The organism is Actinoplanes lobatus (assembly GCF_014205215.1).
Taxonomy (GTDB): domain Bacteria; phylum Actinomycetota; class Actinomycetes; order Mycobacteriales; family Micromonosporaceae; genus Actinoplanes; species Actinoplanes lobatus.
Genome location: NZ_JACHNC010000001.1, coordinates 8,015,915 through 8,040,572, shown reverse-complemented (window position 1 = coordinate 8,040,572; position 24,658 = coordinate 8,015,915). Strand labels below are relative to the sequence as shown.

Sequence of the window (24,658 nt, the reverse complement as noted above, 5' to 3'; positions counted from 1 at the left end):
AACGACTACGGTGTTCAAGTGATCAAGATCGAACAGCATGCCGTGACGGCCTGGCCCGCCATCGACAACGAGCGGGCCGGCGGCTGGCTGCTGCGACACACCCCCGGCGTGACCAGGCGCCGCAACAACGCCGCACTGCCCCCGGCCGCCGACCGTCACCCGGAGCGGTCCCTCGACGCGGTCGAGTCCTACTACCGCACCCGCGGCGCGGCGGTCATCGTCCAGGTGAGCCCCGCCGAGGAACACGCCACGCTGGACGCGGCGCTGGCGGAGCGCGGTTACCGCCACGACGCGCCCACACTGGTCATGACCGCCCCAGCGGCCACGATCACCGACCGGCTCACACCGCCGACCCCGGTGGAGATCACGCCCGAACTGACCCCCGCGTGGCGCGCCGCCTACGGCTCCGAGACGGTCAGCGACCTCGTCCTGTCCCGCATCACCGCCCCCACCGGCTTCGCGAGCATCACGGTCGACGGCGAGATCGCCGCGTTCGGCCTCTTCGTCGCCGGCGACGGCCTCACCGGCGTGTTCTGCATGGCCACCGCCCCGGCCCATCGCCGCCGCGGCTACGCCGCCGCCATCCTCCACGCCGGCGCCGCCTGGTCCCTGACCCACGGCGCCCACACCCTCTACCTACAGGTAGAAGACGACAACGACCAGGCAAGACGCCTCTACGAGGCCGCCGGTTTCACGCACTCCCACAGCTATCACTACCGCATCCTTTAACCCAATTTCGTACGGGCCACGCGAACCCGATCCCCAATACCCGCGAGCCCCTGCCACACCGGACCGTGCCGCGCCCGCCGGGCGTGACCGGTTGGCCGGCCAACGTCGCATCCGCGGATCGTGCCCAGCCGGCCGTCAGCGCTGTCTCCAGCGGCCGCTCGGGGATGGGTGATGAGGCACGATGACCCGATGGTGACGGACTGGATCGGGTGGCACCGCGACTACGACGACCCCGGCTCCTCGCTGGCCCGGCGGCTCGTGGTCGTCCGGGAGCACCTCGCGCGGGCGCTGGCCGAGTTCCCCGGTGAGGTCCGGGTGATCAGCCTGTGCGCGGGCGACGGCCGCGACGTGCTGCCGGTTCTGGCCCGCTACCCCGGCCCGGCCAGGGCAACCCTCGCCGAACTGAACCCCGGCCTGGCACAGCGCGCCCGCGAGGCGGCCCGCGAACTCGACCTGACCGGCGTCGACGTGCGAACCGGCGACGCGGGCCTGGCCGGCACCTACCTCGACGCCGCCCCAGCGCACATCGTCACCACGTGCGGCGTCTTCGGGAACATCTCCGAAGCGGACGCCGCCCGTACGATCGCCGCTCTTCCCGCCCTGTTGCATCCCGGCGGCGTGGTCGTCTGGACGCGCGGGCACGGCGGCATCGGACCGGACCCCAGCGACGCGCTGCGCGCCTGCTTCGACCGCAACGGTTTCGAGGAGGTCGCGTTCACCCGCCCGGACGACGCCCGCTTCCGGGTGGGCGTGCACCGGCTGAACGCCGCCCCGCAGCCGGTGGCCACACTCGCGGGGCGGCGATTGTTCAGCTTTGCGCGCTGACGGCGGCCGCTTCGATGACGTCGCGGATCTCCCGGATGCCGACCTCCACCCGGGGGCGGACGTGGGCGGCCATGGCGTGCGGCAGCACGTCGGTCTGCCACACCAGGCGGCTGCCGGCCTCGTCCTCGAACACCTGGAACGACGCGTGATGGTAGGTGAGCGGCATCCGCTGGCCCTCGACCACGGTGTACGCCATCCGCCGCAACTCGTGGTCGACGGCGACGATCAGTTCGCGGACCTCCACACCGTCCGGCATGGTCAGGATCCGGTGGTCGCCGTCGAGCCGCACGTTCAGCACCCGGCGCGGCAGCATCCGCTGGTGGACCGCCCCGACGTCGGCCACCGCCTCCCACACCTGCTGAACCGGAACGGACAGGACGGCATCGACGCGTACGGTGGCCACCGGCCAACCCTAATCGGCGCTCACCGGGCAGGCCTCGGCGGTGCGCGAAGAAGGCCGGCCGTCACAGCAATGCGTAGACGCTCTTCGGCGCCCGCCCCGCATCGATCTTCCCGGGCGCCGTGGTGGCTCCGAATCCGGAGTACTCCACCCGGTAGACGGCGCCGTCCGGCAGCGTCACGGTCATCCCCGACGCGACACCGCCGGTGACGGTCACCTCGAACGGCACCGCGGCGGCCCGCTCGCCCAGCCGGTCCACGACGTCCCGCGGCACGATCGAGTCGGTGCGGTCCACGGTGCGCAGATCGACGGTGCCCGTGAACCGGCCGGGCGCCGCCTTCCAAACCTCGGTCGCGAACCTCACCGTGTCCCGGATCTCGGCGACGTCTCCGCCGTCACTGTCCACCAGCACCGGAAACAGCTTCTCGGCCGGCAGCCGGTTCTGGTCGATCGCCGTCCAGCCGGTGGGCACGCCGAGCCGGCGGTGCCACGATGCCGGCTCCAGCGCCACCCGCACCCACACCGGGGCGCCGACCCGGCGCGCGGTCACGGTCATCCGGAGGTCGCGTCCCGGTACGGTCCGCTCCTGCGTGACCTGCATGACACTGTCCAGGTCGGAGAACACCCCGGACACCGGGGCCCCGGGCCCGCTGATCCGGAAGGCGTAGGCCCCGTCGGCCATGTCGGGGATCGCCGCCAGCAGTTCCTGGCGGATGGCCGGGTCCGGAACCCGCGAGGCGTCGACCTGCGGCCCGGGCGGGACCTGCGCCGTGCATCCGGCCAGCAAACCCACCGTGGAAAGCGCGATCCCGATTCGCACGAGCACCCCCGGGTCCATCGATAAAATCAAGATCATAATTGGGTACGGGGTGCAGCGCGCGAATCGGGCCCACATCTTGACGTCGTGCTCGGCCGGTGACCGGCACCCACCGCTGGGCGCGGGCGCGGCGCCGTTTCCTGCTCGGCTGGCGATGACCCCCGCTGCTCGGGGCGGTCGGGGCGCCGTTTTCAGGCGGCGGCCACCGGCCACCGCTCGGCACGGGCGCGGCGCCGTTCCCTGACCAGCGTCACCGTGGAGCCGACGGCCGGAACCAGGAACGCGGCCGTGCACGGCAGGGCGAACAGGACGATCAGGCCCGAGCCGATGTTGGCGCCGATCCCGCCCGCCGTGAAGGTCCGTTCCACGAGCCCGAGGTAGGCGCCGAACAGTGCAACCGACGCGGCCATACCCCACCAGGCGGGGTGCATCCGGCGGGTGGCGCTGCCGGCGACCAGGATCGCGACCAGCGCCACGAAAGCCACGCAACCGGCGATGCCGAGGAGCCGGTCGCCGGTCGGGCCGAGGGTGATCGGCTCCATGTCGTAGTCGAGCTTCACGCCCTGGGCGGCGAGTTCCCGGGCGGCGTCGTTGGTCTGGTCGCCGAGCAGCCACCAGCAGGCGACCGCCGCGGCCGGGAACAGCGGGATCAGCGTGACCGCGAACGGCCAGCCGAGCGGCCTCACGAGCGCCCGGCCGGCTGCGCCTCGGTGCGCCGGGCGCGGCGCAGGACCACCAGCGACCACACCGACGGCAGCAGGAACGTGACGACGAACGGCACCCCGAACAGGAAGGTCAGGCCGACGCCGAAGTTGGCGCCGATCACCCCGGCCGTCCAGATCCGCTCGGCCCATCCGAGGTAGGCGCCGATCGCGAGGATCGACACCGCGACACCCCACCAGGCGCGGTGCATACGCCCGGTGACCGCACCGTGGATCAGGACGCCGAATGCGGCCAGCGCCGTCAGGAATGCGACGACGCCGAGGACCACGTCGCCGGCCTCACCGAACGTGACCGGCTGGTAGGCGTAGTCCAGGACGATGTCGCCGGAGGTTTCGGTCAGGTCGCCGACCAGCCACCAGGCGGCGACGGGTACGGCCGGGATCAGCGGAACGAGTGCGAGCGGGTACGCCTTCAACAGTGTTCAGCCTCGATTTCGTGCACGTCAGGACGGTCAATGCTGACGATGATCAACTCAACCGTCAAGTACGCTCAACACGTACGCTCAAGATGTGAACCATGGATAGGGTCGCGGCTCCAAGGCCGGGGACAGCACCCGCTCGCGCAGCCCGAGCCCCGCGAGGGCGACCCGGGAGGCGTGCTCGCCCGGCAGGATCCGGAAAACGTGCGCACTACGCTCCGTGAGCAGCCGGCCGTGAACCGCCCGGACGACAGCGCCGGTGAGATCTTCGCGGCCCTGCCGGATCCGGAACGTCACCATCCACGCGCCCTCCGGGAGACAGCCCCGCGGCGTAGTCCAGCTCCACCAGCGCCGTGGTCGGCGGCACCGCGTGGAGTCGTCGTGCCGCGGCTCCATGGTCTACTCCCTACGTGACATTGCTGTTGGTGGATCTCGACAACACATTGATCGACCGGGACGCCGCCTTCCGTGAGGCCGCCGCCGCGTTCCTGGCCGCACACGGGCTGCCCGCCGGCGATCTTTCCTGGCTGATGGGTGTGGACGCCGGCGGATACACGCCCCGCGACCTGGTCGGCACCGCCATGGTCAACCGGTACGGCGTCTCCGGCGCCACGGTCCGCGCCCTGCTCGACACCGGCGCCGCCGACCGTGTCACCCTCGCCCCGGCCACCGCCGACGCCCTCGCGACCGTCCGGGCGACCGGCTGGACGTGCGTGATCGTCACGAACGGCCGCACCGCCCAGCAGGAGACCAAGATCCGCAACACCGGCCTGGACCGGCTGGTCGACGGCTGGATCGTCTCCGAGGCAGCCGGTCACAAGAAGCCCGCCCCGGAGATCTTCCACGCCGCGGCCGCCGTCGCGGGCCTGCCGTTGCGCGACGCGTGGGTGATCGGCGATTCCCCGCACGCCGACATCGCCGGCGCCGCCGCCTGCGGCCTGCCCAGCGTCTGGATCTCCGCGGGCCGCCCCTGGACGGCCCCCGGCCACCGCCCCACCCACATCGCCCACGACGCGGCCGGCGCTCTGAACCGGCTCACAGCCAGGCCGTGACCGTCCACGACGCGGGGCCGGCGCTCTGAACCGGCTCACAGCCAGGCCGTGACCGTCCACGACGCGGGGCCGGCGCTCTGAACCGGCTCACAGTCAGGCCGTGACCGCCCACGATGCGGGGCCGGCGCTCTGACCCGGCTCACAGCCAGGCGGTGGCCAGCCAGGCCGTGACCGCCGACGACACCAGCAGGCCGATGTTCAGGCCGATCAGCCGGGCCTCACCCCGGCGCAGGTGGGTGACGATCGCACCCACCTGCAACAGTGTCAGCCCGACGGCGGCCGCCACGCCGAGGTACGGCGGCAGCAGCAGCCCGGCCGCCCCCAGCAGCTCCAGCGCCCCGATCACCCGGACCAGCCGCATCGGGATCTGATCCACCCACCCCATCATCGGTCGCAGCTGATCCTGACTCTGCGTGACCTTCTTGCCGCCCGAGTAGGCGTAGAACACCGCGAGCAGAACGGCCAGTACCCAATACGCGATACGCATGAGAGTTACCTTTCGTAAGTAGCCACATCATGCGGTACTAAAGTGAGGCGTACAAAAGGCACACGCATGTGCCTAAGGCACAGAGAGTTGTCACCGGTGGACTACGAACACACCTGCAAGATCCGCGGCGACGGCGGCCGCACGCTGCGCGCCATCCTCGACCAGATCTGCAACAAGTGGACGCTGCTGGTCGTCGCCACCCTCGACCAGGGCACACTGCGCTTCGGCGACCTGCACCAGCAGGTCCCCGGCATCTCCCAGCGCATGCTCACCCTCACCCTGCGCAACCTGGAACGCGACGGCCTGGTCCTCCGCACCGTCTACGCCGAGGTGCCGCCGCGCGTCGAATACGCGCTCACCGCGGTCGGCAAGAGCCTCATCCCACCCGCTCTCGCCCTGGCCACGTGGGCCATCGAGCACGTGCCGGGCATCGAGGCCCGAAGAGCCGATCAAAAGCCTTCGAGGGGTACGGCCTGAGCCCCGCCCCGACCGTTCCCGCCACGCCGTGCCGGTCGCCCGCTCAGGGCTGGCCGGGACGCCGCGGCGGATCGGGTCGCAGCGCGTGGTCGAGGGCGGCCTCGCAGTGCAGCCGGGTCGTCGGGAAGACCGGCACCGCGCTGTCGCCCTCGCCGACCAGCAGCTCGATCTCGGTGCAGCCGTAGATGACGCCCTCGGCCCCGTCCTCGATCAGCCCGGCGATGATCCGGCGGTAGGCGTCGCGGGACTCCGGCTTGACGATGCCCAGGCAGAGCTCGTCGTAGATGATGTCGTTCACGATCCGCTGGTCCTCGGTGGACGGCACCAGCACCGTGAGTCCGTGCCCGGCCAGCCGCCCGCGGTAGAAGTCCTCCGCCATGGTGAACCGGGTGCCGAGCAGCCCCACCGTGGTCACGCCCCGCCGTTTCACCGCCTCGGCCGTGGTGTCACCCAGGTGCAGCAGGGGGATGTCGACGGCGGCCGCCACCCGGTCGGCGACCTTGTGCATCGTGTTGGTGCACAGCACGACGAAGTCCGCCCCGGCCGCCTCCAGCGCCCGGGCCGCCTCGCTCAGCGCCGTCCCCGCCTCCTCCCAGCGGCCCTCGGCCTGCATCACCTCGATGGCGGCGAAGTCCACCGAGTACAGCACGCAGCGCGCCGAGTGCAGGCCACCGAGCCGCTCGTGGGTCAGATCGTTGAGCAGCCGGTAGTACTCGGCGGTGGACTGCCAGCTCATGCCACCGAGGAGCCCGATCAGACGCATCCGCCGACCCTATCCGAGCGCGTGCCCGAGATCCTTTCCGCTACCGTGCCGGGATGGCGACGCGAAGCGAGGTGCTGTTCCTGGGCGGCCGGGCCGGGGTCGGCAAGACCACCGTCGGCTTCGAGATCCACCAGCTCCTGTCCGGGGCGGGCGTCAAGCATTGCCTGATCGAGGGCGACAACCTCGACCAGGCCTATCCGCCACCCTGGGAGCACGGCCTGGCGGAACGGAACCTGGCCGCCATGTGGGCCAACTACCGGGCGCTCGGCTACCGCCGGATGATCTACACGAACACCGTGAGCGTACGGTTCACCGCCGACCTGACCGCGGCGATGGGCGACGATCCCGCCGTCACCGCGGTCCTGCTCACCGCCGACGACACGACGGCACATCAAAGACTTCAGATCCGCGAGACGGGTACGGGCCTCGCGCACCACATCTCCCGAAGCGACCTCATGGCGCGCGACCTGGACCGGAACACCCCGGCCTGGGTCCACCGCATCCCGACCGGCGGCCGTCCGGTCACCGGCATCGCCACCGAGATCATCACACTGACCGGCTGGGCGACCGCTCAGGTGTAGAGGCAGAACGGATGCCCGGCCGGATCCAGCAGAACCCGGACGTTCTCCTGCGGCTGATGCCCGGGAAGCTCAGCGCCGAGGCCGACGGCGTGCGCCACGGCCGCCTCCAGGTCGGTGACCTCGAAGTCGAGGTGCAGCATCATCTGCTGCCGGCCCGGAGTCTCCGGCCAGGTGGGCCGCACATAGTCCGGGTTGTACTGGATGCTCAGGTAGGCGACGCCCTCACCCAGGTCGAGGGCCGCCCCGGTGGCGTCCTGTTTCCAGATCGCCCAGCCCCGCAACTCGGAGTAGAAGCGGGCGAGGACGGGCACATCAGGCGCATCCAGCACGACGCCCCACCAGTCGTGACGGGCCCAGCGGTCAGCGGGCGGATTCTCCGGCATCCGGTCACGCTACCGACTCGTCGGCGGCCCAGCGAAGCAGCCGATCCACATGCGGCCCGGTGCCGCCGGCGGTCGTCTCGGCGACACCGAGAACGATCTCACCCCCGGTCCCGTCGATGGTGATGACGGCCCCTTCCGGAATGGACAGCCCGTCCACGACCACCTGATCGGTGTCGGCGCCGGCACCGTCCGGAATCGATTGCCCGGTCACGACCACGTCGTGGGTGCGAACGGCGAGGCCTGCCGCGCCCACGACGGCGGGTTTGCCCATCGACCGGGCGACGACGGCGGCGTGGCTGGTCAGGCCGCCGGTCGTGGTGACGATCCCGGCGGCGGCGGCCAGCCCGTGCAGGTCGAGCGGCGACGTGTGCGGCCGCACCAGGATGACCGGCCCGCCGGCCGCCATCCGGACGGCGCTGTCCGCGGTGACCGCCACCCGGCCGGTCGCGACCCCCGGCCCGGCTCCCAGCCCGCGAGCGAGAACCTCCAGTCCCGCGCCGGACGAGGCGGCACTGCCCGCCTCAGTCACCAGGCTCGACTTCCCGGTTGACGGTGGATCCGAGCGTGCCGAAGCCGAAGCCGCCCGATCCCAGGTCGCGGGGTCCTGGGAGAAGGGATCCGCGGACGGGGCCGGCGGGGCGGCGGCGCGGATCCGTGGGACGGCGGCCGCCCGCAGATGGCCCGGTGTGATCCGGCGGACGGCGGCGGCCCGGTCGATGAGCCCCTCGTCCACGAGGTCGACGGCGACCCGGATGGCCGCGCGCCCGCTCAACCCACCGGGACGGACCTGCAGCAGCCACAGGCAGCCGGACTCGACGGTGAACTCGACATGGCACACGTCCCGATAGTGGCGTTCCACCCGGTCCAGCGCATCCATCAGCTCCGCCCACACGTCCGGCTCGCGGGTGGCCAGAGCGTCCAGCGGCAGGGTCGGAACCGCCCCGGAGACCACGGCGTCGCCCTGACTCCGGAACAGCACGTCACCGTAGGGCCGCCGCTCCCCGGTACTCGGATCACGGCTGAACGCCACCCCGCTGCCGCTGTGCTCGTCCCGGTCGCCGAGGACCATCGCCTGCACCACCACGGCGGTTCCCTGATCGTGCGGGATGTCGTGCAACTCCCGGTAGGTGACCGCCCGCGACGCGTTCCACGAGGCGAACACCCTTGGCACCGCCGCGTCCAGGTCACCGCCGGAACCCACGTTCAGCAGGGTGTCCATCATGCCGGGCATGGACACGGCGGCCCCGGAACGGACCGAGACCAGCAACGGCCGGGCCGGGTCGCCGAAGCGGCGACCGGTGACGGCCTCCAGCTCACGGACGGCCCCGGCCAGCTCACCGCCGGGGAGGACGCCGTTCTCCAGGAACGTACGGCAGGCGGCCGTGGGGATGACGAAGCCGGGTGGCACGGGCAGCCCGAGCCGCATCAGGGCGACCAGGCCGTGAGCCTTTCCGCCGATCACCGATGCGTCCAGGGCCAGGTCCGGCGAGAGCGCGTGGATCTCGCTCATCGGGGGATCCCCAGCGTGACCAGCAGATCCTCGTGAAGCTGGAACCACACGTTGTGGTACGACTCGGTGCTCTCCGCCAGATCGCCGCGGGCCAGGGCCGCGCTGAGCCGGGTCCGATAGGAGCCGAACCGGGGCAGCGCCGCCGTCAGCGCCGCGCACACGGGGGAGGCCCGCCGGTCCAGATCGGCAAAGCGGGCCAGCACCCGGTTGTCGTAGGCCGCGTCCGTGTGGTCGTTGACCGCCGCGACCCCGTCGACGGTTCGCAGATGCCAGGCCGTGGACAGATCCATCAACTCCGGATTCAGGATCATGAAATCGGTGTACGCGCTGCTCACAGCCGCACGAGCCCCGGCCTTGTCCAGCTCCTCGGCGACCAGCCGGGCGTCCTCGGTCTTGCCGGCCTCGGTCGGTCCCCACCCACCGAAGGCCCCCGGCGTACGGGTGACGAGCCCCTCGACCGCAAGGTCGATCAACCGTGACTCGGTCTCCTCCGGCGGCAGCCCGGCGGCCGACGCCACCCGGCCGAGGTCGGTGAATCCCATGCACCGCAGAGTGTGCAGCACCTTCAGATCGGTCATGCCGTCGCCGCCGCATGCCCGGCGCCGCGGCCATCCGCGCGCGCGATGATGCGCCCATCCCGTATCCGCACCGCGGCCTCCGTGTCGTCGCCCACTGGCACGCCGACGGCGTGGGCGAACCCCTCCGCCCCGTCGAGGATGATCCGGACGGGTGGTCGCACCCCGCCGGGGAAGATCTGCCGCAGCATGGCCATGATCCCGCTGACCCGCAGCCGCACGAGCGCCCCGATCTCGGCGGGATCGCTGGTCACGGCCGCGATGGTGACGTTGTCGGCGGCCCGCACCGCCTCCGCGAAGGAGGTCGCCTGCTCCGGCTCCGCGAAGGAGCCCGCCTGGTCCGGCTCCCCAAAGGAGCCCGCCTGGTCCGGCTCCGCGGCGGGAGAGGCCGGGTCCGCGCCGGGGGAAGCAGCCCGGGAGACGGCCCGCACCGCCTCCTCGGCCGCGCCGAGCCGCCGGGCACCGAGCACCACGAGCACCCCGTCGTCGATCTCCTCGGGTGGCTCCCACGGGTCGTCGCAGGTGAGCGCCGCCGGGATGAACGGCAGGTGCGGCGGGTCCCACTCATCGTGCAGCGAGATGGATGTCAGATGACCGCAGGCGCGCGCCAGGTCGAACGGGTCCCCGAACCCGGGCGCGGACTCGGCCAGGTGGTCGGCCCCGTGCAGCAGGGTGAGGATCGTCTCGGCGAGCCGCACCCGCCGCCCGCCCGGCGGCTGGCACGACTCCAGAGCCAGCCCGAGGAGGAGCCCTTCCAAGCGGGTGAGCTCACCGAGCACCCGCCGCCCCGGCTCGTCGTCGAACACCCCGGCCACCGACCGCGCCCGCAACCGCGCCCCGGCCGCCGTGTCCCCGGCGAGCGGCAGCCGCTCCAGCCAGACCCGGGCGAACGCCTCCGCCGCCGCCGCAACGCCGAACGCCGGTTCAGAGGGCAGAAGGCCGGCACCGGTGATCGGCCGGTGCGGCCATTCGTCGAGCAGCACCGCCAGATAGAGCGACCGCTTGCTGGAGAAGTTCGAATACACCGCCCCGCGGGTCAGCTCGGCCCGCTCCGCGATCCGGTCGACCTTCGCCTCCGCATAACCGTGCTCCTCGAACTCCGACGCCGCGGCGCCCAGCACCGCGGCCCGGGTGCGCGCCTGCTGCTGCGCCCGCGTCAACCGAACCATGCCACCAGGATACTCACGCCATCCCGATGATGAGAACATCCGGAAAATGGTTGGCGGCCGCGGGCGGCCCCCGCTAGCGTGGCCGCCATGCACACAGGGATCGCTTTCATGAGGTTGCGGATCCGCCGCTGACGGCGGCGCGACCTGCACCATGCCCGCCGTCTCGGCGTCCTGCCGGGCGGCCCTCTCCGGCTACCCGGCTCCTCTTCGAGAGCTGCGGAGCAACCCCGTGTCCCTGGAAACCATCACGGCCGCCCAACTGCGCGCCGACGACCTCACCCTCACCCTCGGCGCCCGCCGGATCCTCGACCACGTCTCGGTCACCGTCTCCACGCGGTCCCGTCTGGCGATCGTCGGCGAGAACGGCCGCGGCAAGACCACCCTGCTGCACGTCCTGGCCGGCCTGCTCACCCCGGACGCCGGCACCGTGCACCGGGCCGGCACCGTCGGCTTGGCCGCGCAGGCGCTGGCGGCCGGCCCCGGCCAGACGGTCGGCACCCTCACCGGTGGGGCCCTGCACGCGTCACACACCGCCCTGACCGCTCTCGATCAGGCCACCGACGACCTGACCGCGGGCCGCCCGGGCGCCGGCGACCGCTACGCGACGGCGCTGGAGGCGGCCACCCGGCTGGAGGCGTGGGACGCCGACCGCCGCGTCGACGTCGCCCTGGAAGCGCTGAACGCCTGCGCCGACCGCGACCGTGAGCTGTCCACCCTCTCGGTGGGCCAGCGCTACCGGGTCCGGCTCGCCTGCCTGCTCGGCGCACACCACGACCTGCTGCTGCTGGACGAGCCGACCAACCACCTGGACGCCGACGGCCTGACCTTCCTGACCACCCGCCTGCGCGAGCACCCCGGCGGCCTGGCGATCGTGAGCCACGACCGTCAGCTGCTGCGCGACGTGGCCCGGGAGTTTCTCGACCTGGACCCGAGCAGCGACGGCCGGCCCCGCTGGCATGCCGGGGGCTACGACGCCTGGCAGGACGGCCGCCGCCGCGACCGGCAGCGCTGGGAGCAGGAGCACGAGGAGCAGCAGGCCGAGCATCGCCGCCTGGAGCAGGCGGTGGACCGCGCCCGGGCCCGGCTGACCACCGGCTGGCGCCCCGACAAGGGCGTCAACAAGCACAAACGCCAGTCCCACACACCCGGCGTGGTGCAGGCGCTGAATCGCGATCGCGAGGCCCTGGCCGCGCACCGGATCACCGTGCCGCCACCCCCGCCGGCTCTGCGGTGGCCCGAGCCGGAGACGCGGCCCGGCCTTCCGATCATTCGAACCCAGGGGGTACGGGTGAGCACCCGCCTGCGAAAGCCGGTGACCCTGGAGCTCGCCGGCGGCCAACGGCTCGTGGTCACCGGCGCGAACGGCTCCGGCAAGTCCACCCTCCTGGCCGTCCTGGCCGGCCGCCTCGCCCCGACCGCCGGCACGGTCCACCGGTCGCCCGCCGCGAGCGTCGCCCTGGTCGCACAGGAGGTCCCGGACTGGCCGCCGGGTGCCACGGCACGCCGGATCTGCCCCATCGACGCGACCGGCCTGCTCGACGCGGAAGCCTGGCGTACCCCGGTGTCTCGTCTGTCGCTGGGCCAGCAGCGCCGCCTCGACCTGGCGGCGCGTCTGACCCCACGACCGGATCTGATCATCTTCGACGAGCCGACCAACCATCTGTCAGCGGCTCTGGTCGACGAACTCACCGCGGCACTGCGGCGTACCTCGGCCGCGGTCGTGGTCGCCACCCACGACCGCCGCCTGCTCACCGACCTGGCCGACTGGCCGAGGCTGAGCCTCGACTGAAAGCGGGTCAGCCGATCAGATGAAGCCCGGCGGCCGCGTACCGGGCCAGCAGGAAACCCACGATCCCGACCACCCAGCCCATCATGTCGCTGCTGGCCAGCCACTCACTGAACCTGGTCAGCACCGGCAGGAGCCGCTTACCGGTGGCCAGGCGCAATCCCAGCAGCGCGATCGCCGGAGTGATCATCACGAGGCAGTAGCCGGCCATCGTCAGCGTGATCTGCGCGGCGTTCATCGACGAGGTGGTGATCAGGCCGATCGCCGCGATGTACGGCAGCATCGTCGTCACCTCGGCGGCGGCGGCCGCCAGCGCCAGCCCGGCCAGCGGCAGCAGGCTCCCCTCCAGTGGGGGAGTGGGCAGCGGCTTCTTCCGGCCGTCCATCCGGAAGCTGTAGAAGAACATGCCGACACCGATCGCCAGCAGTACCCACAGCACCGGGCGGCTGTCCAGCAGCCGGGTCAGCTGCGGCAGGAACCGGTCGGCGCCCAGCGCGGCCGCCACCCCGATGCCGAAGTAGAACAGCGCCACCGTACCCAGGAAGAGCAGGACCCGGCCGGCGCGTACCGGCCCCGGCTGGATCAGGAACCAGATCGGGATCAGCAGGGTGCCGAAGCTGGTGGAGTCGATGAGAGCGAGCACGGCCAGTGACGCGAGATCCATGCCTCTGACTTTCGATCAGGAAGCCCGGGCGCGCGTCCGTCGAAGGATGTACGGACATCGTCAGCCGCCGTGATGGGATGGGATCGTGCGGGTGACGGAACGGTGGCGCGAGGACATGCGTTTCCAGGACCGTGTCACCGCGGCGGCCACCTTCGCGGCCGGCGTGGTGCTGAACCTGGTCGGCCTCACCGGCCTGTGGCGGATCCCGACCGACTTCTCCCCGGTGTGGCACCACGTCACCCTGTTCGCCGGCTGCCTCGTCATGCTCGGCAAACGCCGCCACCCGATGCTCGCCCTCGGCGCGGGAACCGTGATCCTCGGCGTGGACGCGCTCCTCGGCGGCAGTGTCGCGGTCATCCTCGTACTGTTCGACCTGCTGTTCTCGGCCGGGCTGTTCGCCTCCGACCGGGCCCGCAACGCCCTCACCACCGCCGTGTTCGTGATCACCGGCACGGCGACCGTCGTCGGCGGGCTCGCCTCCGGGGAGTTCCGGGTCGCCGTCTTCATCTGCTTCCAGCTGGTGACGCTGCTGCTCGTGCCACTGTGGTGGGCCGGGAACATCCGCCAGCAGCGGCGGCTCGGGGAACTCGCGGCCCGCGAGGCGGTCGTCGCCGAACGCGCCGCCATGGCCCGCGACCTGCACGACGTCATCGCCGCCCACCTCACCACCACGGCCATGCACTCCGGGGCGGCGCTGGCCCGGCCGCCCGACACCGACCGGGACCGGGCCGCGCTCCAGGCCGTACGCGCCAGCAGCCTGGCCGCCCTCGAGGAGATGCGCTCGATGATCCTGCTGCTGCGCGCCGACGACCCGGCGCCCCGCGACCCGGCCCTGCCCGGCGGCCTCGACCGGCTGCCGGACCTGGTCGCCGCCGCGGGCCCGCACGTCGAGACCCACATCGCCGGCGTCCCGCAGGTGCCCGCCGTGGTGGCGCAGACCGTCTACCGGATCGTCGGGGAAGCGCTCACCAACGCCGGCAAACACGCCCCCGGATCGCCGGTGACCCTCGACGTGCGACCCGACGGCGACCGGCTGACGGTCACCGTCACCAACACGCTGACCAGCGGGAACGGTGTCGACCACCACGCGCTGAGCGCCGGCACCGGGCTGGTTTCGATCCGCGAACGGGCCACCCTGCTCGGCGGCGACCTGACCGCCGCCCGCGACGGTGACCACTGGCGGGTCCGGGCCACCCTGCCGCTACGGGGAGACACATGATCCGGGTGCTGCTGGCCGACGACCACGCCACCGTACGGGCCGGCATGCGGCTCATGCTGGAGACAGCCACCGACATCGAGATCGTCGGGGAGGCCGCCGACGGGGCCGTGGCCGTCCGGCAGGCGTCCGCGCTCCGGCCCGACGTGGTGCTCATGGACATCCGCATGCCCGGCACCGACGGCATCCGGGCCACCCGCGAGATCACCGCGGCCGGGCACGCCGACGTCCTCGTCCTGACCACCTTCGACCTGGACGAATACCTGTTCGGCGCGCTCCGCGCCGGGGCCGCCGGCTTCCTCCTCAAATCCGTCGAACCGGCCACCCTGATCGACGCCGTCCGCCGCATCGCCGCCGGCGACGGCATCCTCGCGCCGGAGGTGACCCGCCGCCTGCTCAGCGCCTTCGCCGAAACCCCGGCGCCGAACACCGCCCCGGCAGCCCTCGACCACCTCACCGACCGGGAACGCGACGTCCTGGCCGCCCTCGGGCGCGGGCTGTCCAACGCCGACCTCGCAGGAGAACTGGCCATCACCGAGGCCACCGCCAAGACCCACGTCTCCCGCGTCCTGGCGAAACTCGGCTGCACGTCCCGCGTACAGGCCGCAATCCTCGCCAAGGAGGCCGGAATATCCTGACCGGATGCGGATCATGGTTGCGGGGCTCGGCGGGACCATCGCGATGACCGGGCACCGGGATGGGGGAGTGGCCCCCACGCTCTCCGCGTCCGAGCTGGTCGAGGCCGTGCCGGGACTGTCGGGGACCGGCATCGAGCTGGACGTGCGGTCGTTCCGCAACCGGCCGGGCGCCGCGCTGACGCTCGGCGACCTCGGCGAGCTTCTCTCACTGCTCCGGGAGAGCTTCGCATCCGGTGCGGCCGCAGCGGTGGTCACCCAGGGCACGGACACGATCGAGGAGACGGCGTACGCGCTGAGCCTTCTCCACACCGGCGACGAACCGATCGTCGTCACCGGAGCGATGCGCAACCCGACCCTGGCCGGCGCGGACGGTCCCGCCAACCTGCTGGCCGCCGTCCGGGTGGCGGCCGACCCGGGCGCGCGCGGTCTCGGCTGCCTGGTCGTGTTCGCCGACGAGATCCACGCCGCCGACCGGGTTCGCAAGACCCACACCACCAGCGTCGCGACGTTCGCCTCCCCGAACGGCGGCCCTCTCGGCTACCTGGCCGAGGGCCGTGCCCACCTGCTCAACCGTCCGGCCCGCCGCCACACCGTGCCGGTCGAGTCGCTCGCCGCACCCGCCCGGGTCACCCTCTGCACGGCCACACTCGGCGACGACGGCAACCTGCTGCCGCTGCTCGCCGAACGCTCCGACGGGCTGGTGATCGCCGCGCTCGGGGTCGGGCACGTGCCCGAGTCCTGGGTGCCCCACCTGGAAGCGGCCGCCCGCCGCATCCCCGTGGTCCTGGCCTCCCGCACCGGCGGCGGCCGGGTCGCGACCAGCACCTACGGTTACCCCGGCGCGGAACGCGACCTGATCGCCCGTGGGCTGATCCCGGCCGGGTTCCTCGACCCGTACAAGGCCCGGCTCCTCCTGCAACTCCTGCTCACCGCCGGCCACCCCGACATCCCGGCGGCCTTCGCTCACTCGTAGCAGTTCTGGTCGTCGTGTTCGAGAGCCAGCTCGACGACCTTGCTGTCCTTGAAGGCGAACCGGTAGTGGACGCCCTCGTGCCCGTCCTTCTCCCCGGCGAAGGCGGTCCCGCTGCCGTTGAAGCCGCCCTCGGCGTCGATAGCGCGCAGAATGAAGTCGGAGTAGGCCCGGTCCACCTGCGCGTACGTGCTGCCGATGCGAATGCCCTCGGGGGTGGCGACGCGTCCGTAGGCGGGGATGTAGAGCAGGCCCCTGTCCGAGTAGACGACGGTGACGTCCGCGTCGTTCGCCGACTTCAAGGGCGCCGAGCCGCAGCCGGTTCCGGTGGCGTCCACCTCGCCGGTGGCCGCGGCCGCCTTGATCGACATGCCGATGCTCAGCTTGCCGAACCCGGTGGGACCGAGCACCGCCGTCGTGGGCGTACGGGAGGTCTTCGACGGTTTCGGCGACGCCGACGACGGCGTGGCGCTCGGGGAGGCCGCCGGGGCCGCCGTGGTGGCGGAGGGCGGTGCCGGGGTGGCCGCGCCCGCCGGCGAGGCCTGACCGTCCAACCGCTGCGGTGAGCCGGCGCAACCGGCGGCAGCGGCGACACCGGCGGCGGTCGCGATAATCAGGATCGTGCGGCGCATCTCCGTCAACCTCTCTGTCTGTTCGTCATGAGATGCGATGCCCCCACCGGCGACCCGGTTCGCGATCCCGGGTCACGGGTCGATAACGGCGCGACGGTGCCGGCGGCCGGGCCATCCACGACACCGGCCTGATCAGATCCGGGCCCTCGGACTCCAGGCCGGGTCCGGCCACGGCCGTCTCTGCGGGTGGGATCGGTGGGCGTGGCGGTGAGGTTCGGGGCACCCCGGAACCCTACGAGAGGCACCCACACAGGTGGAAGTTCTTCGGGTGCCGGTCGGGGAGCCGCGGGTCGTGATCGGGTCGATCCTGTGCTGACGACGACCATGGCCCTGATCGGGACCCTGATGATGCTGACGGTGACGGCGGGATCGGCCACCGGCCTGCGACAGGGGGAGCCCGCCGTCCGGCTGGCCGCGGGGAACGCCCATACGTGCGTGGTGGACGGCGCCGGCCGGGCCTACTGCTGGGGCTACAACTACGAGGGTCAGCTGGGCAGCAGCGGCACCGCGAACCGGTCGCGCCCGATCGCCGTGCGGACGCCGGCCGGGGTCCTGTTCCGCCAGATCACCGCCGGTGACGGGCACACGTGCGCGCTGGCCCGCAACTCCCGGGCCTACTGCTGGGGCGACGGCCGGCTCGGCCAGCTGGGTGACGGCGCCACCGCGGACCGGCGGGCCCCGACGGCGGTGAAAGGACCGGTTTTCGTTCAGCTCACGGCCGGTGACGACCACACGTGCGGCCTGAGCGGCGACGGCCGGGCCTACTGCTGGGGCAACGGCGAGTACGGCCAGCTGGGCGACGGGGCGCTCGGCCGGCGGTCGGTGCCCGGGGTGGTGCCGGCCCCGGCCCGGTTCACGCAGCTCAGCGCCGGTGGCGTACACACCTGTGGGGCGGCCGGTGACGGCCGGGTCTACTGCTGGGGCAACGGCGTCTACGGTCAGCTGGGCGACGGCGGGACGGTGAACCGGTCGCGCCCGGTGGCGGTGCCGGCCCCTGCCGGGGTGCGTCTCACCTGGGTCGCCGCCGGCCGCTATCACACGTGCGCGCTGGGCAGCGACGCCAAGACCTACTGCTGGGGCCAGGGTACGTCCGGTGAACTCGGTGACGGTGGGACGGTGAACCGGTCCCGGCCGGTGCCGGTGAAGTCCCCCGCCGGGGTGAGATTCGTGCGGCTCGCCGCCGGCAGCGGGCACACCTGCGGGCTGGGCAGCGACGCCAGGACCTACTGCTGGGGTCAGGGCGGGTCCGGTGAACTGGGCTACGGCGGCCGGGCGAACCGGGCGGTGCCGGTCGCGGTGAAGACCCCTACCGGGGTCGTGTTCACCCAGCTCACCGCCGGGGAGAGCCACACGTGCGGGCTGGTCGGCGGAGTCCGGGTCTACTGCTGGGGCGAGGGGCTGGCCGGCCGGCTGGGTGACGGCACCAACGCGTACCGGTTGGTTCCGACGGCGGTGACCACCCCGGAAAGCCCGGCGGCCGCGTCGCGGCCGTGACCCGGCAGCCGGCCCGGTGCGAACAGGCGGAACTCGGCACGTCCGTACCGGAAATGGGTCTTCTCGGGTGACCCGCACCTCGTGGCGCCGCCCTGATGGGATAGGGGTCGGCAAGATCGGGATAGGTTTCTAGACTTCGGTGGCCGTGGCCGCCGGCCCGACGACCCTGAGGAAGGACGCCTCGACGTGACGCTGACCCAGCACGCTCCCGCGCCGCACATCCACCCGCGGGCGGAGCTGCCGCAGACCGCCGACCAGGCCGTGCTGATCGTGCACGGACGGGACCGGACCGGCATCGTGGCGGCGATCAGCGCGGTGCTCGGGCGGCACGGGGCGAACATCGTCTCGCTGGACCAGTACTCGGACAATCCGCACGGTGGGGCGTTCTTCCAGCGGACCGTCTTCGGGCGCGCCGACCTCAAGGCGGCGCTCCCGGCGATCGAGGCGGACCTGCGTGCCGAGCTGGCCGGCGGGTTCGAGCTGGAGTACACGTTGCGCGACCTGTCGGCGCCGAAGCGGGTGGCGATCTTCGCCTCCAAGACCGACCACTGCCTGCTCGACCTGCTGTGGCGGCACCGGCGCGGCGAGCTGCCGATCAACATCGCGATGGTGATCTCGAACCACGCGCACTCGGCCGACGAGGTCCGCTCGTTCGGCATCCCGTTCTTCCACGTGCCGTCGCAGGGCGCGGACAAGTCGGCCGCCGAGGCGCAGCACCTCCAGCTGCTCACCGGCAACGTCGACTTCATCGTGCTGGCCCGCTACATGCAGATCCTGTCCGCCGGCTTCATCGAGCGGGTCGGCGTGCCGATCATCAACATCCACCACAGCTTCCTGCCGGCGTTCATCGGCGCCGACCCGTACGCGAAGGCCGCGCACCGTGGCGTCAAGCTGGTCGGGGCGACCGCGCACTACGTGACCGCGGACCTCGACGAGGGCCCGATCATCGAGCAGGACGTGGTCCGGGTGAACCACGCGCACACCGTCGCCGAGCTGCGCCGCCGGGGTGCGGACGTGGAGCGGGACGTGCTGTCGCGGGCGGTGCTGTGGCACGCCGAGGACCGGGTCATCCGGCACGGCAACCACACCATCGTCTTCCAGTAGCCGGTTCTACCGTCGCCACCAGGGGCGGCGTGGCGTCTGGGCGGCGCCGCGGACGGCGGCGTGCGGGTCGATGACGGTGATCGGCGCGGGCAGGCCGGCCCCGCGCAGGGCGGTCGCCAGCCCGGTCTCCTCACCGGCCAGCACCACGGCGCCGACCTCGGCCGGGGTGACCTCGGCGTCGGCCAGCACCTGCTTGATCACCTCGGGCAGCCGGTCCACGTGGGCGGCGACCGCGATGGCCAGGTCGTCGCGGGACAGCACGATCGCCTCATGCGGTTCGGGCAGCAGCATCGGCGCCCGCGGCTGCACCGCCAGCAGGGCCCGGGTCTGCTCGATCTCGCGCGTGAGCCGCCAGTCGTCGGGGTCGGCCTCGAAGCCGGCGCGGGCCGCGGCGATCCGCAGGAGCGCCTCGTCGACGGCCGGGGCGCCGGGGGCGCGGACCGGGGCGGCGGCCAGCTGCCGGTAGCCGTCGTCGGCCGCGGCCAGCACGGACAGCTCCGGCCAGGCCGTGCCGGTGAGGGCGACCAGCACGACCCGGGTGCCGGCCAGGGCGGCGAGGGCGGCGCCCGCGGTGGTCACCCGTGGTCGGGGCAGGCGTGCCGTGGCCGCGGCCCGGGACAGCCGTTGCAGGGCCGGCTGACCCCAGGACTGGGCGGTCACCACGGTGAGGGCGGTGATCCGGCCGGCGGCGTGGTCGGCGACGTGGGCCAGGACCGCGGCCACGGCGGTCACCGGGTCGAAACTCGGGTCCGAGGTGCCACCGTGCCGTAGCAGGGTCATCGGGTCGGGCCGGTAGCCGTCCGGGCGGAAGGCGCCGGCGGTCAGCGCCGCGGTGCCGGCCGTGAACGCCTGGCCGTCATGGAAGACCCCGCTGGGGGAGCGGCCGCGGCCGTCGACGACCAGTGGCTGGACCGTGCCGGCCGACTCGAACACCGCGGTGATCCACCAGGCGCCGATGTCGACGACGAGGTGAAGATCTGTCGCGGCCATGCCGGGAAGTGTCCCAAATGGACTGACGTTTCACGGCCTCGGTCCGGATTTTTCCCCAGATGCTGAGAGATCGACTCTTTCGTCACTGCTCAGCAATAGTTTGTTCACTTATGAACTGCGGCGCCGCGCGTCGAACCACAACCCCAGGCCGGTGGCGACCGCGCCGACCGCCTCCCACGCCGCCACCCCGAAGAACGCCGCCGGCGCCACCTCGGTCACCACCAGGCCGGTGAACACCGTGAACGTGAGCAACCGGAACGGCACCGTGAACATGAAGAACGGCCGCCACTCGGTCGCCGTCGCCACCAGGTAGTAGACGCCCATGTTCAGCGACGCCATCGACGACGCCGTCGCGAAGGTGCGGCCCGCGCCGTCCACAGTGTCGAAACCGGCGCCGGCCGCCACCGTCTCCGGTGAGATCAACCCGGCCACACCGAAGAACACGGCCATCACCCCGAAGACGGCGATCGTCCACCCCGCGACCGAGCGCGGCACCAAGATCCGGAACATATCGAAGACTGTAGAGTGCCCGGGTGGATCAACAGAGTCATCCCCCGGCACAGTTCGGATACGCGCCCCCGCCGCCGCCACCCGGACCGCAGTGGAACGGCAAGACCAACGGCTTCTCCATCGCCGCGCTCACCATGTCGCTCCTCGGCTGCTTCGGGATCTTCACCATCGTCTTCGGCATCGTCGGCCTCAACCAGAGCCGCCGCAACGGCGACAAGCGGGGCAAGGTCTTCGCGATCATCGCGCTGAGCATCACCGGGCTGTGGATTCTCGTCTTCGCCGTCGCCATCGGTGTCGCCGTAGCCCGTGACATCGCCGACGGGCCCGACCGGGACGCGGCCGGCGTCATCCGCGGCGAACGCTCCATCTCGCTCAGCGACCTGCGCGCCGGCGACTGCGCCAAGGACCTCGAGGAGCAGACCGGCACCTCCGTCGACGTGCTGCCCTGCTCCTCGCCGCACAGCAGCGAGGTGATCGCCGTCTTCGACCTGCCGGCCACCGGCGTCACCGACCCGGAGGCGGCCGCCGAGGCCGGATGCGAGAAGGCGTACGAGACCTACACCGGCCAGAAGGTGCCGGAGGACGCGAAATTCTTCCTCTTCACCGCCCGGATGGCCGAACTCGGCACGACGGACGACCCGACCGTGCTGTGCTTCGCCCACCAGCTGACCGGCACCACCACCGGCTCGCTCAAACGCTAACAGGCCGGTTCGTACGGCAGGGACGGCACGTGCGCCGGCCACTCGGCGGGGCTGAGGCCGCCCGCCCGGTCGCACGCGGCCGCCAGCGGATCGGTGAGCACCGCCCGCAGCCCGGCCAGGTCGAAGATCTGGATGCCGTCCACGTCGGCGGCCACCAGCTGCGGCCGGACCGGGCTGAACGCCGACCCGGTGTGCGCGCCCGGCAGCACCGCCACCAGCAGCGGATCCTCCTCTTCCGGCAGCGCCCACAGCTCGGTGCCGGAGGAGGAGGTGAGAGCCAGCAGCGACCGGTCCTCGCTGAGCGACAGCGTGGTCACCATGGCGCCCGGCGTACGTTCGCGCGGGGTGGACCGCATCACCGGCACGCCGCCCCGTGACGACCAGGTCAGTACGTCGCGGTGCACCCCCACGACCAGCCCGTCGCGGGCGGTGACCTGGAGGAAGCCGCCCTGCCCGCCGAGCGACGCCGTCCGCCGTGGACCGGCCGGGTCGGTCAGGTCCCAGATGGTCAGTGCCGACTCGGTGCCGCCGTTGTCGTCGGCCACGACCAGCGCCCCGGTACGCGGATCGAACACCGCCACCGCGTTCGGTGACGCGGGAACGGCCCCGAGGAGTTCCGGGCCGGGCGTCACCCGGTAGATCAGCACCCGCGACCCCCGGTCCAGCACGGCGGCCAGCCCCCGTTCCGGATCGAGGTCGAGCACCGGGAGCACCCCGTCGAGCAGCACCCGCGGCTTCTCTCCGGACAGGTCGATCACCGCACCGCCGGTCAGCACGAGTGTCCCGTCGTGCCCGAGCCGCAGCCGGGACGCCCCGCGCACCGCGAGTGGGGCCCGCGCCTGCGCCGGGTGGGCCGGATCCCGTACGTCCAGGAAGGTGGTCCGCGCCGCCGTGGACACCGCCACCACCCCGTCCGCGGCGACGGTGACCTGCCGGAACCGGTCCACCTCGCCGGGCAGGCCGGCCAGCCGTGGCGGGGTGAGCGGGTCCAGCCGCCACAGCGCCGCCGACGTCCGTGCCCCCTCCCATCCGGCGGTCAGCACCCGGCTGCCGTCCGGCGCGAAGTCGATCGACGACGCCCAGCCGCCGTCGCGGCGCAGCATCCGGATCGGCGCCGCCTGCCCGGGCCGGGCCACACTCCACAGGGCGACGGTGCGTTCGCCGTTCCCGACGGCGAGCACCGTCCCGGTCCGGTCGAACGCCATCGCCGTGGGCGGCTCGTCCTCCTCGCCGAGCGCACCGAGATAGCGGGGCCGCGCCGGATCGCCCACGTCGTAGAACCGGATCCCGTCGGTGACCGTCGCCACCGCCAGGGTCCTGCCGTCCGGGCTGAACGCCAGATGCAGGACCGCGTTCGCGTCCTCGATCACCGCGATCTGCCGGGCCGGCCCGTCCGGCGGCGTCGACCAGACGGTCAGCAGTTCCCCGGCCGCGACCGCCGCGAGCACCTTCCCGTCCGGGCGGAGGCGTGCCCCGCCCCGGGTGACCGCGCCCGCGTCCATCCGCCACACCGCCCGCGGCCGTGCCGGCTCCCGCACATCCCACAGCTCGATCCGGTCGGAGGCGGTCAGCAGCCGTTTACCGTCCCCACTGAACTGCACGCTGTCCCAGGCCCCGCCCGGAATCTCGGACAGCACCCGGGCACCGGCCACGTCCCAGATCCGCAGCTTCCCACCGGCCGTGGCCAGCAGCTTGCCGTCCGGGCTGAACGACAGATCGGTGGTCTCCCCACCGTCGGCCGGCAGCGACGCGGCCGGGGTGAACCGGTGATCGGCGACCGTCCACAGGTCCACCCGGTCGGTGCCGCCGGTCGCGACCATCGCCCCGTCCGGCCGGTACTCCACCGTGTAGACCGCCGACCTGCCCACCTCGCCGTCGTAGCCGGTGGCCAGCGCCCGGGTCACGGCCGCCCGGCCGCGCGCCGACGGGCTGATCGCCTCCGCGCTGACCGCCAGCCGTACGGCCAGCCCCGGATCGGTGTCCAGCACCTCCGCCGACCGGTTCAGCAGGTCCCGCTGCACCAGCGCCCGGTCCTGCCGTTCGGCCCGGTCGTAGGAGCGGGCCAGCGCCACCCCCGACCCGGCCACCAGCGCGGTGACCAGGCCGGCCGCCAGCGACCAGGCGATCCACCGGCGGGCCGGGCGCCCGGCGGCCTGCGCGGCCAGCGCCACCTTCCGCAGTTCCGGCGTCATGTCCGGCCCCGGCCGCCCGGCGGTCAGCAGCGCGTCCAGCAGCTCGTGGGCGGCGGGCCGCCGCTCCGGGTCCTTGGCGAGCGCCCGCTCGACCAGGTGCCGCAGCGGACCGGTCAGTCCGTCCAGCACCGGCGGCTGGGTGAGGATCCGGCCGATCGTGGCCAGCGGCGAGTCCCCGTCGAACGGGGTCCGGCCGGTCGCCGCGTACCCGACCAGCACACCCCACGCCCACACGTCGGCGGCCGGACCGACCCGTCCGCGATCACCGGTGTCCAGGCACTCCGGCGCCAGATAGCCGATCGTCCCGACCACCTGATCCGGACCGGTCAGATCCGCGCTCAGGTCCTCGCCCCGTGCGATCCCGAAGTCGATCACCTTGGGCAGGCCGACGGCGAGCAGTACGTTGGCCGGCTTCAGATCCCGGTGCACGACGCCCGCGCCGTGGATGGCGACCAGCGCGGTGGCCACGCCGACGGCCACCGCGTACAGATCGGTGGGGGTCAGCGCGCCGCGGTCCCGGACCACCTCGGCCAGGCTCGGCCCGTCCACGAACTCGACCACCAGATAGGGCGGATCGTGTTCCAGATCCGAGTGCAGCACCGCGGCCGTGCAGAACGGCGGCACCTGCCGGGCCCGTTTCACCTCGCTGCGGAACCGGGCCAGAAACCTCGGATCCGCCGACACCTCGGGCCGCACCACCTTGACCGCGACCTGCCGCCCGTCCGGATCCCGTCCCAGGTAGACGGTCCCCATGCCACCCGACCCGAGCCGCCCGAGCAGCACGACGTCGCCGAGCCGGGCCGGGTCGCCGGCCACCAGCGGGGTCACCGGCACGCGTCTGCCCTCATACCA

At 72.7% G+C, this 24,658-nt stretch carries 27 protein-coding genes; 12 read left to right on the top strand and 15 right to left on the bottom strand.

Annotation, left to right across the window (positions count from 1 at the left end):
* The first annotated feature begins 18 nt into the window (after nt 1–18).
* Together BJ964_RS49340 and BJ964_RS36970 are read left to right on the top strand one after the other, a co-directional pair.
* Nucleotides 19–729 carry a GNAT family N-acetyltransferase gene (locus BJ964_RS49340; protein WP_188124992.1) on the top strand — a complete coding sequence of 237 codons (711 nt, stop codon included), beginning with the start codon at nt 19–21 and terminating at the stop codon, nt 727–729.
* Between the two features lie 189 nt (nt 730–918).
* On the top strand, nt 919–1,554 hold the full coding sequence (locus tag BJ964_RS36970) for a class I SAM-dependent methyltransferase (RefSeq protein ID WP_188124991.1): 636 nt from the start codon (nt 919–921) through the stop codon (nt 1,552–1,554).
* On the opposite strand, the gene BJ964_RS36965 is transcribed toward BJ964_RS36970, so the two are convergent.
* The 4 genes from BJ964_RS36965 to BJ964_RS36950 all read right to left on the bottom strand — a co-directional run bounded on the left by BJ964_RS36965 (nt 1,538) and on the right by BJ964_RS36950 (nt 3,909).
* Nucleotides 1,538–1,957: an SRPBCC family protein gene (locus BJ964_RS36965; RefSeq protein ID WP_188124990.1), complete on the bottom strand. Its 420-nt coding sequence runs from the start codon at nt 1,955–1,957 to the stop codon at nt 1,538–1,540. The genes BJ964_RS36970 and BJ964_RS36965 overlap by 17 nt on opposite strands.
* Before the next feature lie 61 nt (nt 1,958–2,018).
* Complete coding sequence (locus BJ964_RS36960) at nt 2,019–2,780, bottom strand: hypothetical protein (protein WP_188124989.1); 762 nt, start codon at nt 2,778–2,780, stop codon at nt 2,019–2,021.
* Between the two features lie 182 nt (nt 2,781–2,962).
* Nucleotides 2,963–3,457: a hypothetical protein gene (locus BJ964_RS36955; RefSeq protein WP_188124988.1), complete on the bottom strand. Its 495-nt coding sequence runs from the start codon at nt 3,455–3,457 to the stop codon at nt 2,963–2,965.
* On the bottom strand, nt 3,454–3,909 hold the full coding sequence (locus BJ964_RS36950; protein ID WP_188124987.1) for a hypothetical protein: 456 nt from the start codon (nt 3,907–3,909) through the stop codon (nt 3,454–3,456). The genes BJ964_RS36955 and BJ964_RS36950 overlap by 4 nt, the downstream gene beginning before the upstream one ends.
* A gap of 413 nt (nt 3,910–4,322) precedes the next feature.
* Between BJ964_RS36950 and BJ964_RS36945 the strand changes: the two genes are divergently transcribed.
* The gene (locus BJ964_RS36945; RefSeq protein ID WP_188124986.1) at nt 4,323–4,964 is read left to right on the top strand and encodes an HAD family hydrolase; all 642 of its coding nucleotides are present in this window, start codon (nt 4,323–4,325) and stop codon (nt 4,962–4,964) included.
* 139 nt (nt 4,965–5,103) lie between these two features.
* Here BJ964_RS36945 and BJ964_RS36940 read toward each other — a convergent pair whose 3' ends face one another.
* Nucleotides 5,104–5,451: a DoxX family protein gene (locus BJ964_RS36940; RefSeq protein WP_188124985.1), complete on the bottom strand. Its 348-nt coding sequence runs from the start codon at nt 5,449–5,451 to the stop codon at nt 5,104–5,106.
* Between the two features lie 96 nt (nt 5,452–5,547).
* Here BJ964_RS36940 and BJ964_RS36935 point away from each other — a divergent pair, with 96 nt between their 5' ends.
* Complete coding sequence (locus BJ964_RS36935) at nt 5,548–5,928, top strand: winged helix-turn-helix transcriptional regulator (protein ID WP_229806660.1); 381 nt, start codon at nt 5,548–5,550, stop codon at nt 5,926–5,928.
* A gap of 43 nt (nt 5,929–5,971) precedes the next feature.
* Here BJ964_RS36935 and BJ964_RS36930 read toward each other — a convergent pair whose 3' ends face one another.
* A complete protein-coding gene (locus BJ964_RS36930; RefSeq protein ID WP_188124983.1) occupies nt 5,972–6,691 on the bottom strand; it encodes an aspartate/glutamate racemase family protein in 720 nt (239 codons plus the stop codon).
* 53 nt (nt 6,692–6,744) lie between these two features.
* Between BJ964_RS36930 and BJ964_RS36925 the strand changes: the two genes are divergently transcribed.
* Complete coding sequence (locus BJ964_RS36925; protein WP_188124982.1) at nt 6,745–7,272, top strand: hypothetical protein; 528 nt, start codon at nt 6,745–6,747, stop codon at nt 7,270–7,272.
* On the opposite strand, the gene BJ964_RS36920 is transcribed toward BJ964_RS36925, so the two are convergent.
* From BJ964_RS36920 to BJ964_RS36905, 4 genes are read right to left on the bottom strand one after another with little or no spacing between them, the layout of a single operon-like run.
* On the bottom strand, nt 7,263–7,655 hold the full coding sequence (locus tag BJ964_RS36920; RefSeq protein ID WP_188124981.1) for a VOC family protein: 393 nt from the start codon (nt 7,653–7,655) through the stop codon (nt 7,263–7,265). The genes BJ964_RS36925 and BJ964_RS36920 overlap by 10 nt on opposite strands.
* A 4-nt stretch (nt 7,656–7,659) precedes the next feature.
* The gene (locus tag BJ964_RS36915) at nt 7,660–9,165 is read right to left on the bottom strand and encodes a PEP/pyruvate-binding domain-containing protein (RefSeq protein ID WP_188124980.1); all 1,506 of its coding nucleotides are present in this window, start codon (nt 9,163–9,165) and stop codon (nt 7,660–7,662) included.
* On the bottom strand, nt 9,162–9,743 hold the full coding sequence (locus BJ964_RS36910) for a transcriptional regulator (protein ID WP_188124979.1): 582 nt from the start codon (nt 9,741–9,743) through the stop codon (nt 9,162–9,164). The genes BJ964_RS36915 and BJ964_RS36910 overlap by 4 nt, the downstream gene beginning before the upstream one ends.
* Complete coding sequence (locus tag BJ964_RS36905; RefSeq protein WP_188124978.1) at nt 9,740–10,909, bottom strand: helix-turn-helix domain-containing protein; 1,170 nt, start codon at nt 10,907–10,909, stop codon at nt 9,740–9,742. Before BJ964_RS36905 ends, BJ964_RS36910 begins: the two co-directional genes overlap by 4 nt.
* Before the next feature lie 229 nt (nt 10,910–11,138).
* Between BJ964_RS36905 and BJ964_RS36900 the strand changes: the two genes are divergently transcribed.
* Nucleotides 11,139–12,698, top strand: coding sequence for an ATP-binding cassette domain-containing protein (locus tag BJ964_RS36900; RefSeq protein ID WP_229806659.1), 1,560 nt, complete (start codon nt 11,139–11,141; stop codon nt 12,696–12,698).
* A gap of 7 nt (nt 12,699–12,705) precedes the next feature.
* On the opposite strand, the gene BJ964_RS36895 is transcribed toward BJ964_RS36900, so the two are convergent.
* Nucleotides 12,706–13,359: a GAP family protein gene (locus BJ964_RS36895; protein ID WP_188124976.1), complete on the bottom strand. Its 654-nt coding sequence runs from the start codon at nt 13,357–13,359 to the stop codon at nt 12,706–12,708.
* Between the two features lie 91 nt (nt 13,360–13,450).
* Here BJ964_RS36895 and BJ964_RS49335 point away from each other — a divergent pair, with 91 nt between their 5' ends.
* From BJ964_RS49335 to BJ964_RS36880, 3 genes are read left to right on the top strand one after another with little or no spacing between them, the layout of a single operon-like run.
* Nucleotides 13,451–14,578 carry a sensor histidine kinase gene (locus BJ964_RS49335; protein ID WP_188124975.1) on the top strand — a complete coding sequence of 376 codons (1,128 nt, stop codon included), beginning with the start codon at nt 13,451–13,453 and terminating at the stop codon, nt 14,576–14,578.
* Nucleotides 14,575–15,213, top strand: a complete 639-nt coding sequence (locus BJ964_RS36885) for a response regulator (protein ID WP_188124974.1) — start codon at nt 14,575–14,577, stop codon at nt 15,211–15,213. The genes BJ964_RS49335 and BJ964_RS36885 overlap by 4 nt, the downstream gene beginning before the upstream one ends.
* Nucleotides 15,214–15,217: 4 nt before the next feature.
* Entirely contained in the window at nt 15,218–16,186 is a 969-nt protein-coding gene (locus BJ964_RS36880; RefSeq protein WP_188124973.1) for an asparaginase, read from the top strand.
* Here the strand turns inward: BJ964_RS36880 and BJ964_RS36875 are convergent.
* On the bottom strand, nt 16,177–16,815 hold the full coding sequence (locus tag BJ964_RS36875; RefSeq protein ID WP_188124972.1) for a hypothetical protein: 639 nt from the start codon (nt 16,813–16,815) through the stop codon (nt 16,177–16,179). The genes BJ964_RS36880 and BJ964_RS36875 overlap by 10 nt on opposite strands.
* A gap of 309 nt (nt 16,816–17,124) precedes the next feature.
* Between BJ964_RS36875 and BJ964_RS36870 the strand changes: the two genes are divergently transcribed.
* Both BJ964_RS36870 and purU read left to right on the top strand, forming a co-directional pair.
* The gene (locus tag BJ964_RS36870; RefSeq protein ID WP_188124971.1) at nt 17,125–18,309 is read left to right on the top strand and encodes an RCC1 domain-containing protein; all 1,185 of its coding nucleotides are present in this window, start codon (nt 17,125–17,127) and stop codon (nt 18,307–18,309) included.
* Between the two features lie 186 nt (nt 18,310–18,495).
* Nucleotides 18,496–19,413, top strand: a complete 918-nt coding sequence (purU, locus tag BJ964_RS36865) for a formyltetrahydrofolate deformylase (RefSeq protein ID WP_188124970.1) — start codon at nt 18,496–18,498, stop codon at nt 19,411–19,413.
* Nucleotides 19,414–19,419: 6 nt separating this feature from the next.
* On the opposite strand, the gene BJ964_RS36860 is transcribed toward purU, so the two are convergent.
* Nucleotides 19,420–20,403 carry an Hsp70 family protein gene (locus BJ964_RS36860; protein ID WP_188124969.1) on the bottom strand — a complete coding sequence of 328 codons (984 nt, stop codon included), beginning with the start codon at nt 20,401–20,403 and terminating at the stop codon, nt 19,420–19,422.
* Between the two features lie 108 nt (nt 20,404–20,511).
* Nucleotides 20,512–20,904, bottom strand: coding sequence for a hypothetical protein (locus tag BJ964_RS36855; RefSeq protein ID WP_229806675.1), 393 nt, complete (start codon nt 20,902–20,904; stop codon nt 20,512–20,514).
* 32 nt (nt 20,905–20,936) lie between these two features.
* On the opposite strand from BJ964_RS36855, the gene BJ964_RS36850 reads away from it, so the two are divergent.
* On the top strand, nt 20,937–21,614 hold the full coding sequence (locus tag BJ964_RS36850; RefSeq protein WP_188124967.1) for a DUF4190 domain-containing protein: 678 nt from the start codon (nt 20,937–20,939) through the stop codon (nt 21,612–21,614).
* On the opposite strand, the gene BJ964_RS47545 is transcribed toward BJ964_RS36850, so the two are convergent.
* Complete coding sequence (locus BJ964_RS47545) at nt 21,611–24,640, bottom strand: serine/threonine-protein kinase (RefSeq protein WP_229806658.1); 3,030 nt, start codon at nt 24,638–24,640, stop codon at nt 21,611–21,613. The genes BJ964_RS36850 and BJ964_RS47545 overlap by 4 nt on opposite strands.
* Between the last annotated feature and the right edge of the window lie 18 nt (nt 24,641–24,658).

Bases quoted from the DNA above. Each gene is read 5' to 3' on its own strand.
- BJ964_RS36910 (WP_188124979.1), bottom strand. From the start codon at position 9,743: ATGACCGATCTGAAGGTGCTGCACACTCTGCGGTGCATGGGATTCACC.
- BJ964_RS36895 (WP_188124976.1), bottom strand. From the start codon at position 13,359: ATGGATCTCGCGTCACTGGCCGTGCTCGCTCTCATCGACTCCACCAGC.
- BJ964_RS36875 (WP_188124972.1), bottom strand. From the start codon at position 16,815: ATGCGCCGCACGATCCTGATTATCGCGACCGCCGCCGGTGTCGCCGCT.
- BJ964_RS36915 (WP_188124980.1), bottom strand. From the start codon at position 9,165: ATGAGCGAGATCCACGCGCTCTCGCCGGACCTGGCCCTGGACGCATCG.
- BJ964_RS36885 (WP_188124974.1), top strand. From the start codon at position 14,575: ATGATCCGGGTGCTGCTGGCCGACGACCACGCCACCGTACGGGCCGGC.
- BJ964_RS36920 (WP_188124981.1), bottom strand. From the start codon at position 7,655: ATGCCGGAGAATCCGCCCGCTGACCGCTGGGCCCGTCACGACTGGTGG.
- BJ964_RS36970 (WP_188124991.1), top strand. From the start codon at position 919: ATGGTGACGGACTGGATCGGGTGGCACCGCGACTACGACGACCCCGGC.
- BJ964_RS36925 (WP_188124982.1), top strand. From the start codon at position 6,745: ATGGCGACGCGAAGCGAGGTGCTGTTCCTGGGCGGCCGGGCCGGGGTC.
- BJ964_RS36905 (WP_188124978.1), bottom strand. From the start codon at position 10,909: ATGGTTCGGTTGACGCGGGCGCAGCAGCAGGCGCGCACCCGGGCCGCG.
- BJ964_RS36860 (WP_188124969.1), bottom strand. From the start codon at position 20,403: ATGGCCGCGACAGATCTTCACCTCGTCGTCGACATCGGCGCCTGGTGG.
- BJ964_RS36940 (WP_188124985.1), bottom strand. From the start codon at position 5,451: ATGCGTATCGCGTATTGGGTACTGGCCGTTCTGCTCGCGGTGTTCTAC.
- BJ964_RS36930 (WP_188124983.1), bottom strand. From the start codon at position 6,691: ATGCGTCTGATCGGGCTCCTCGGTGGCATGAGCTGGCAGTCCACCGCC.
- BJ964_RS36880 (WP_188124973.1), top strand. From the start codon at position 15,218: ATGCGGATCATGGTTGCGGGGCTCGGCGGGACCATCGCGATGACCGGG.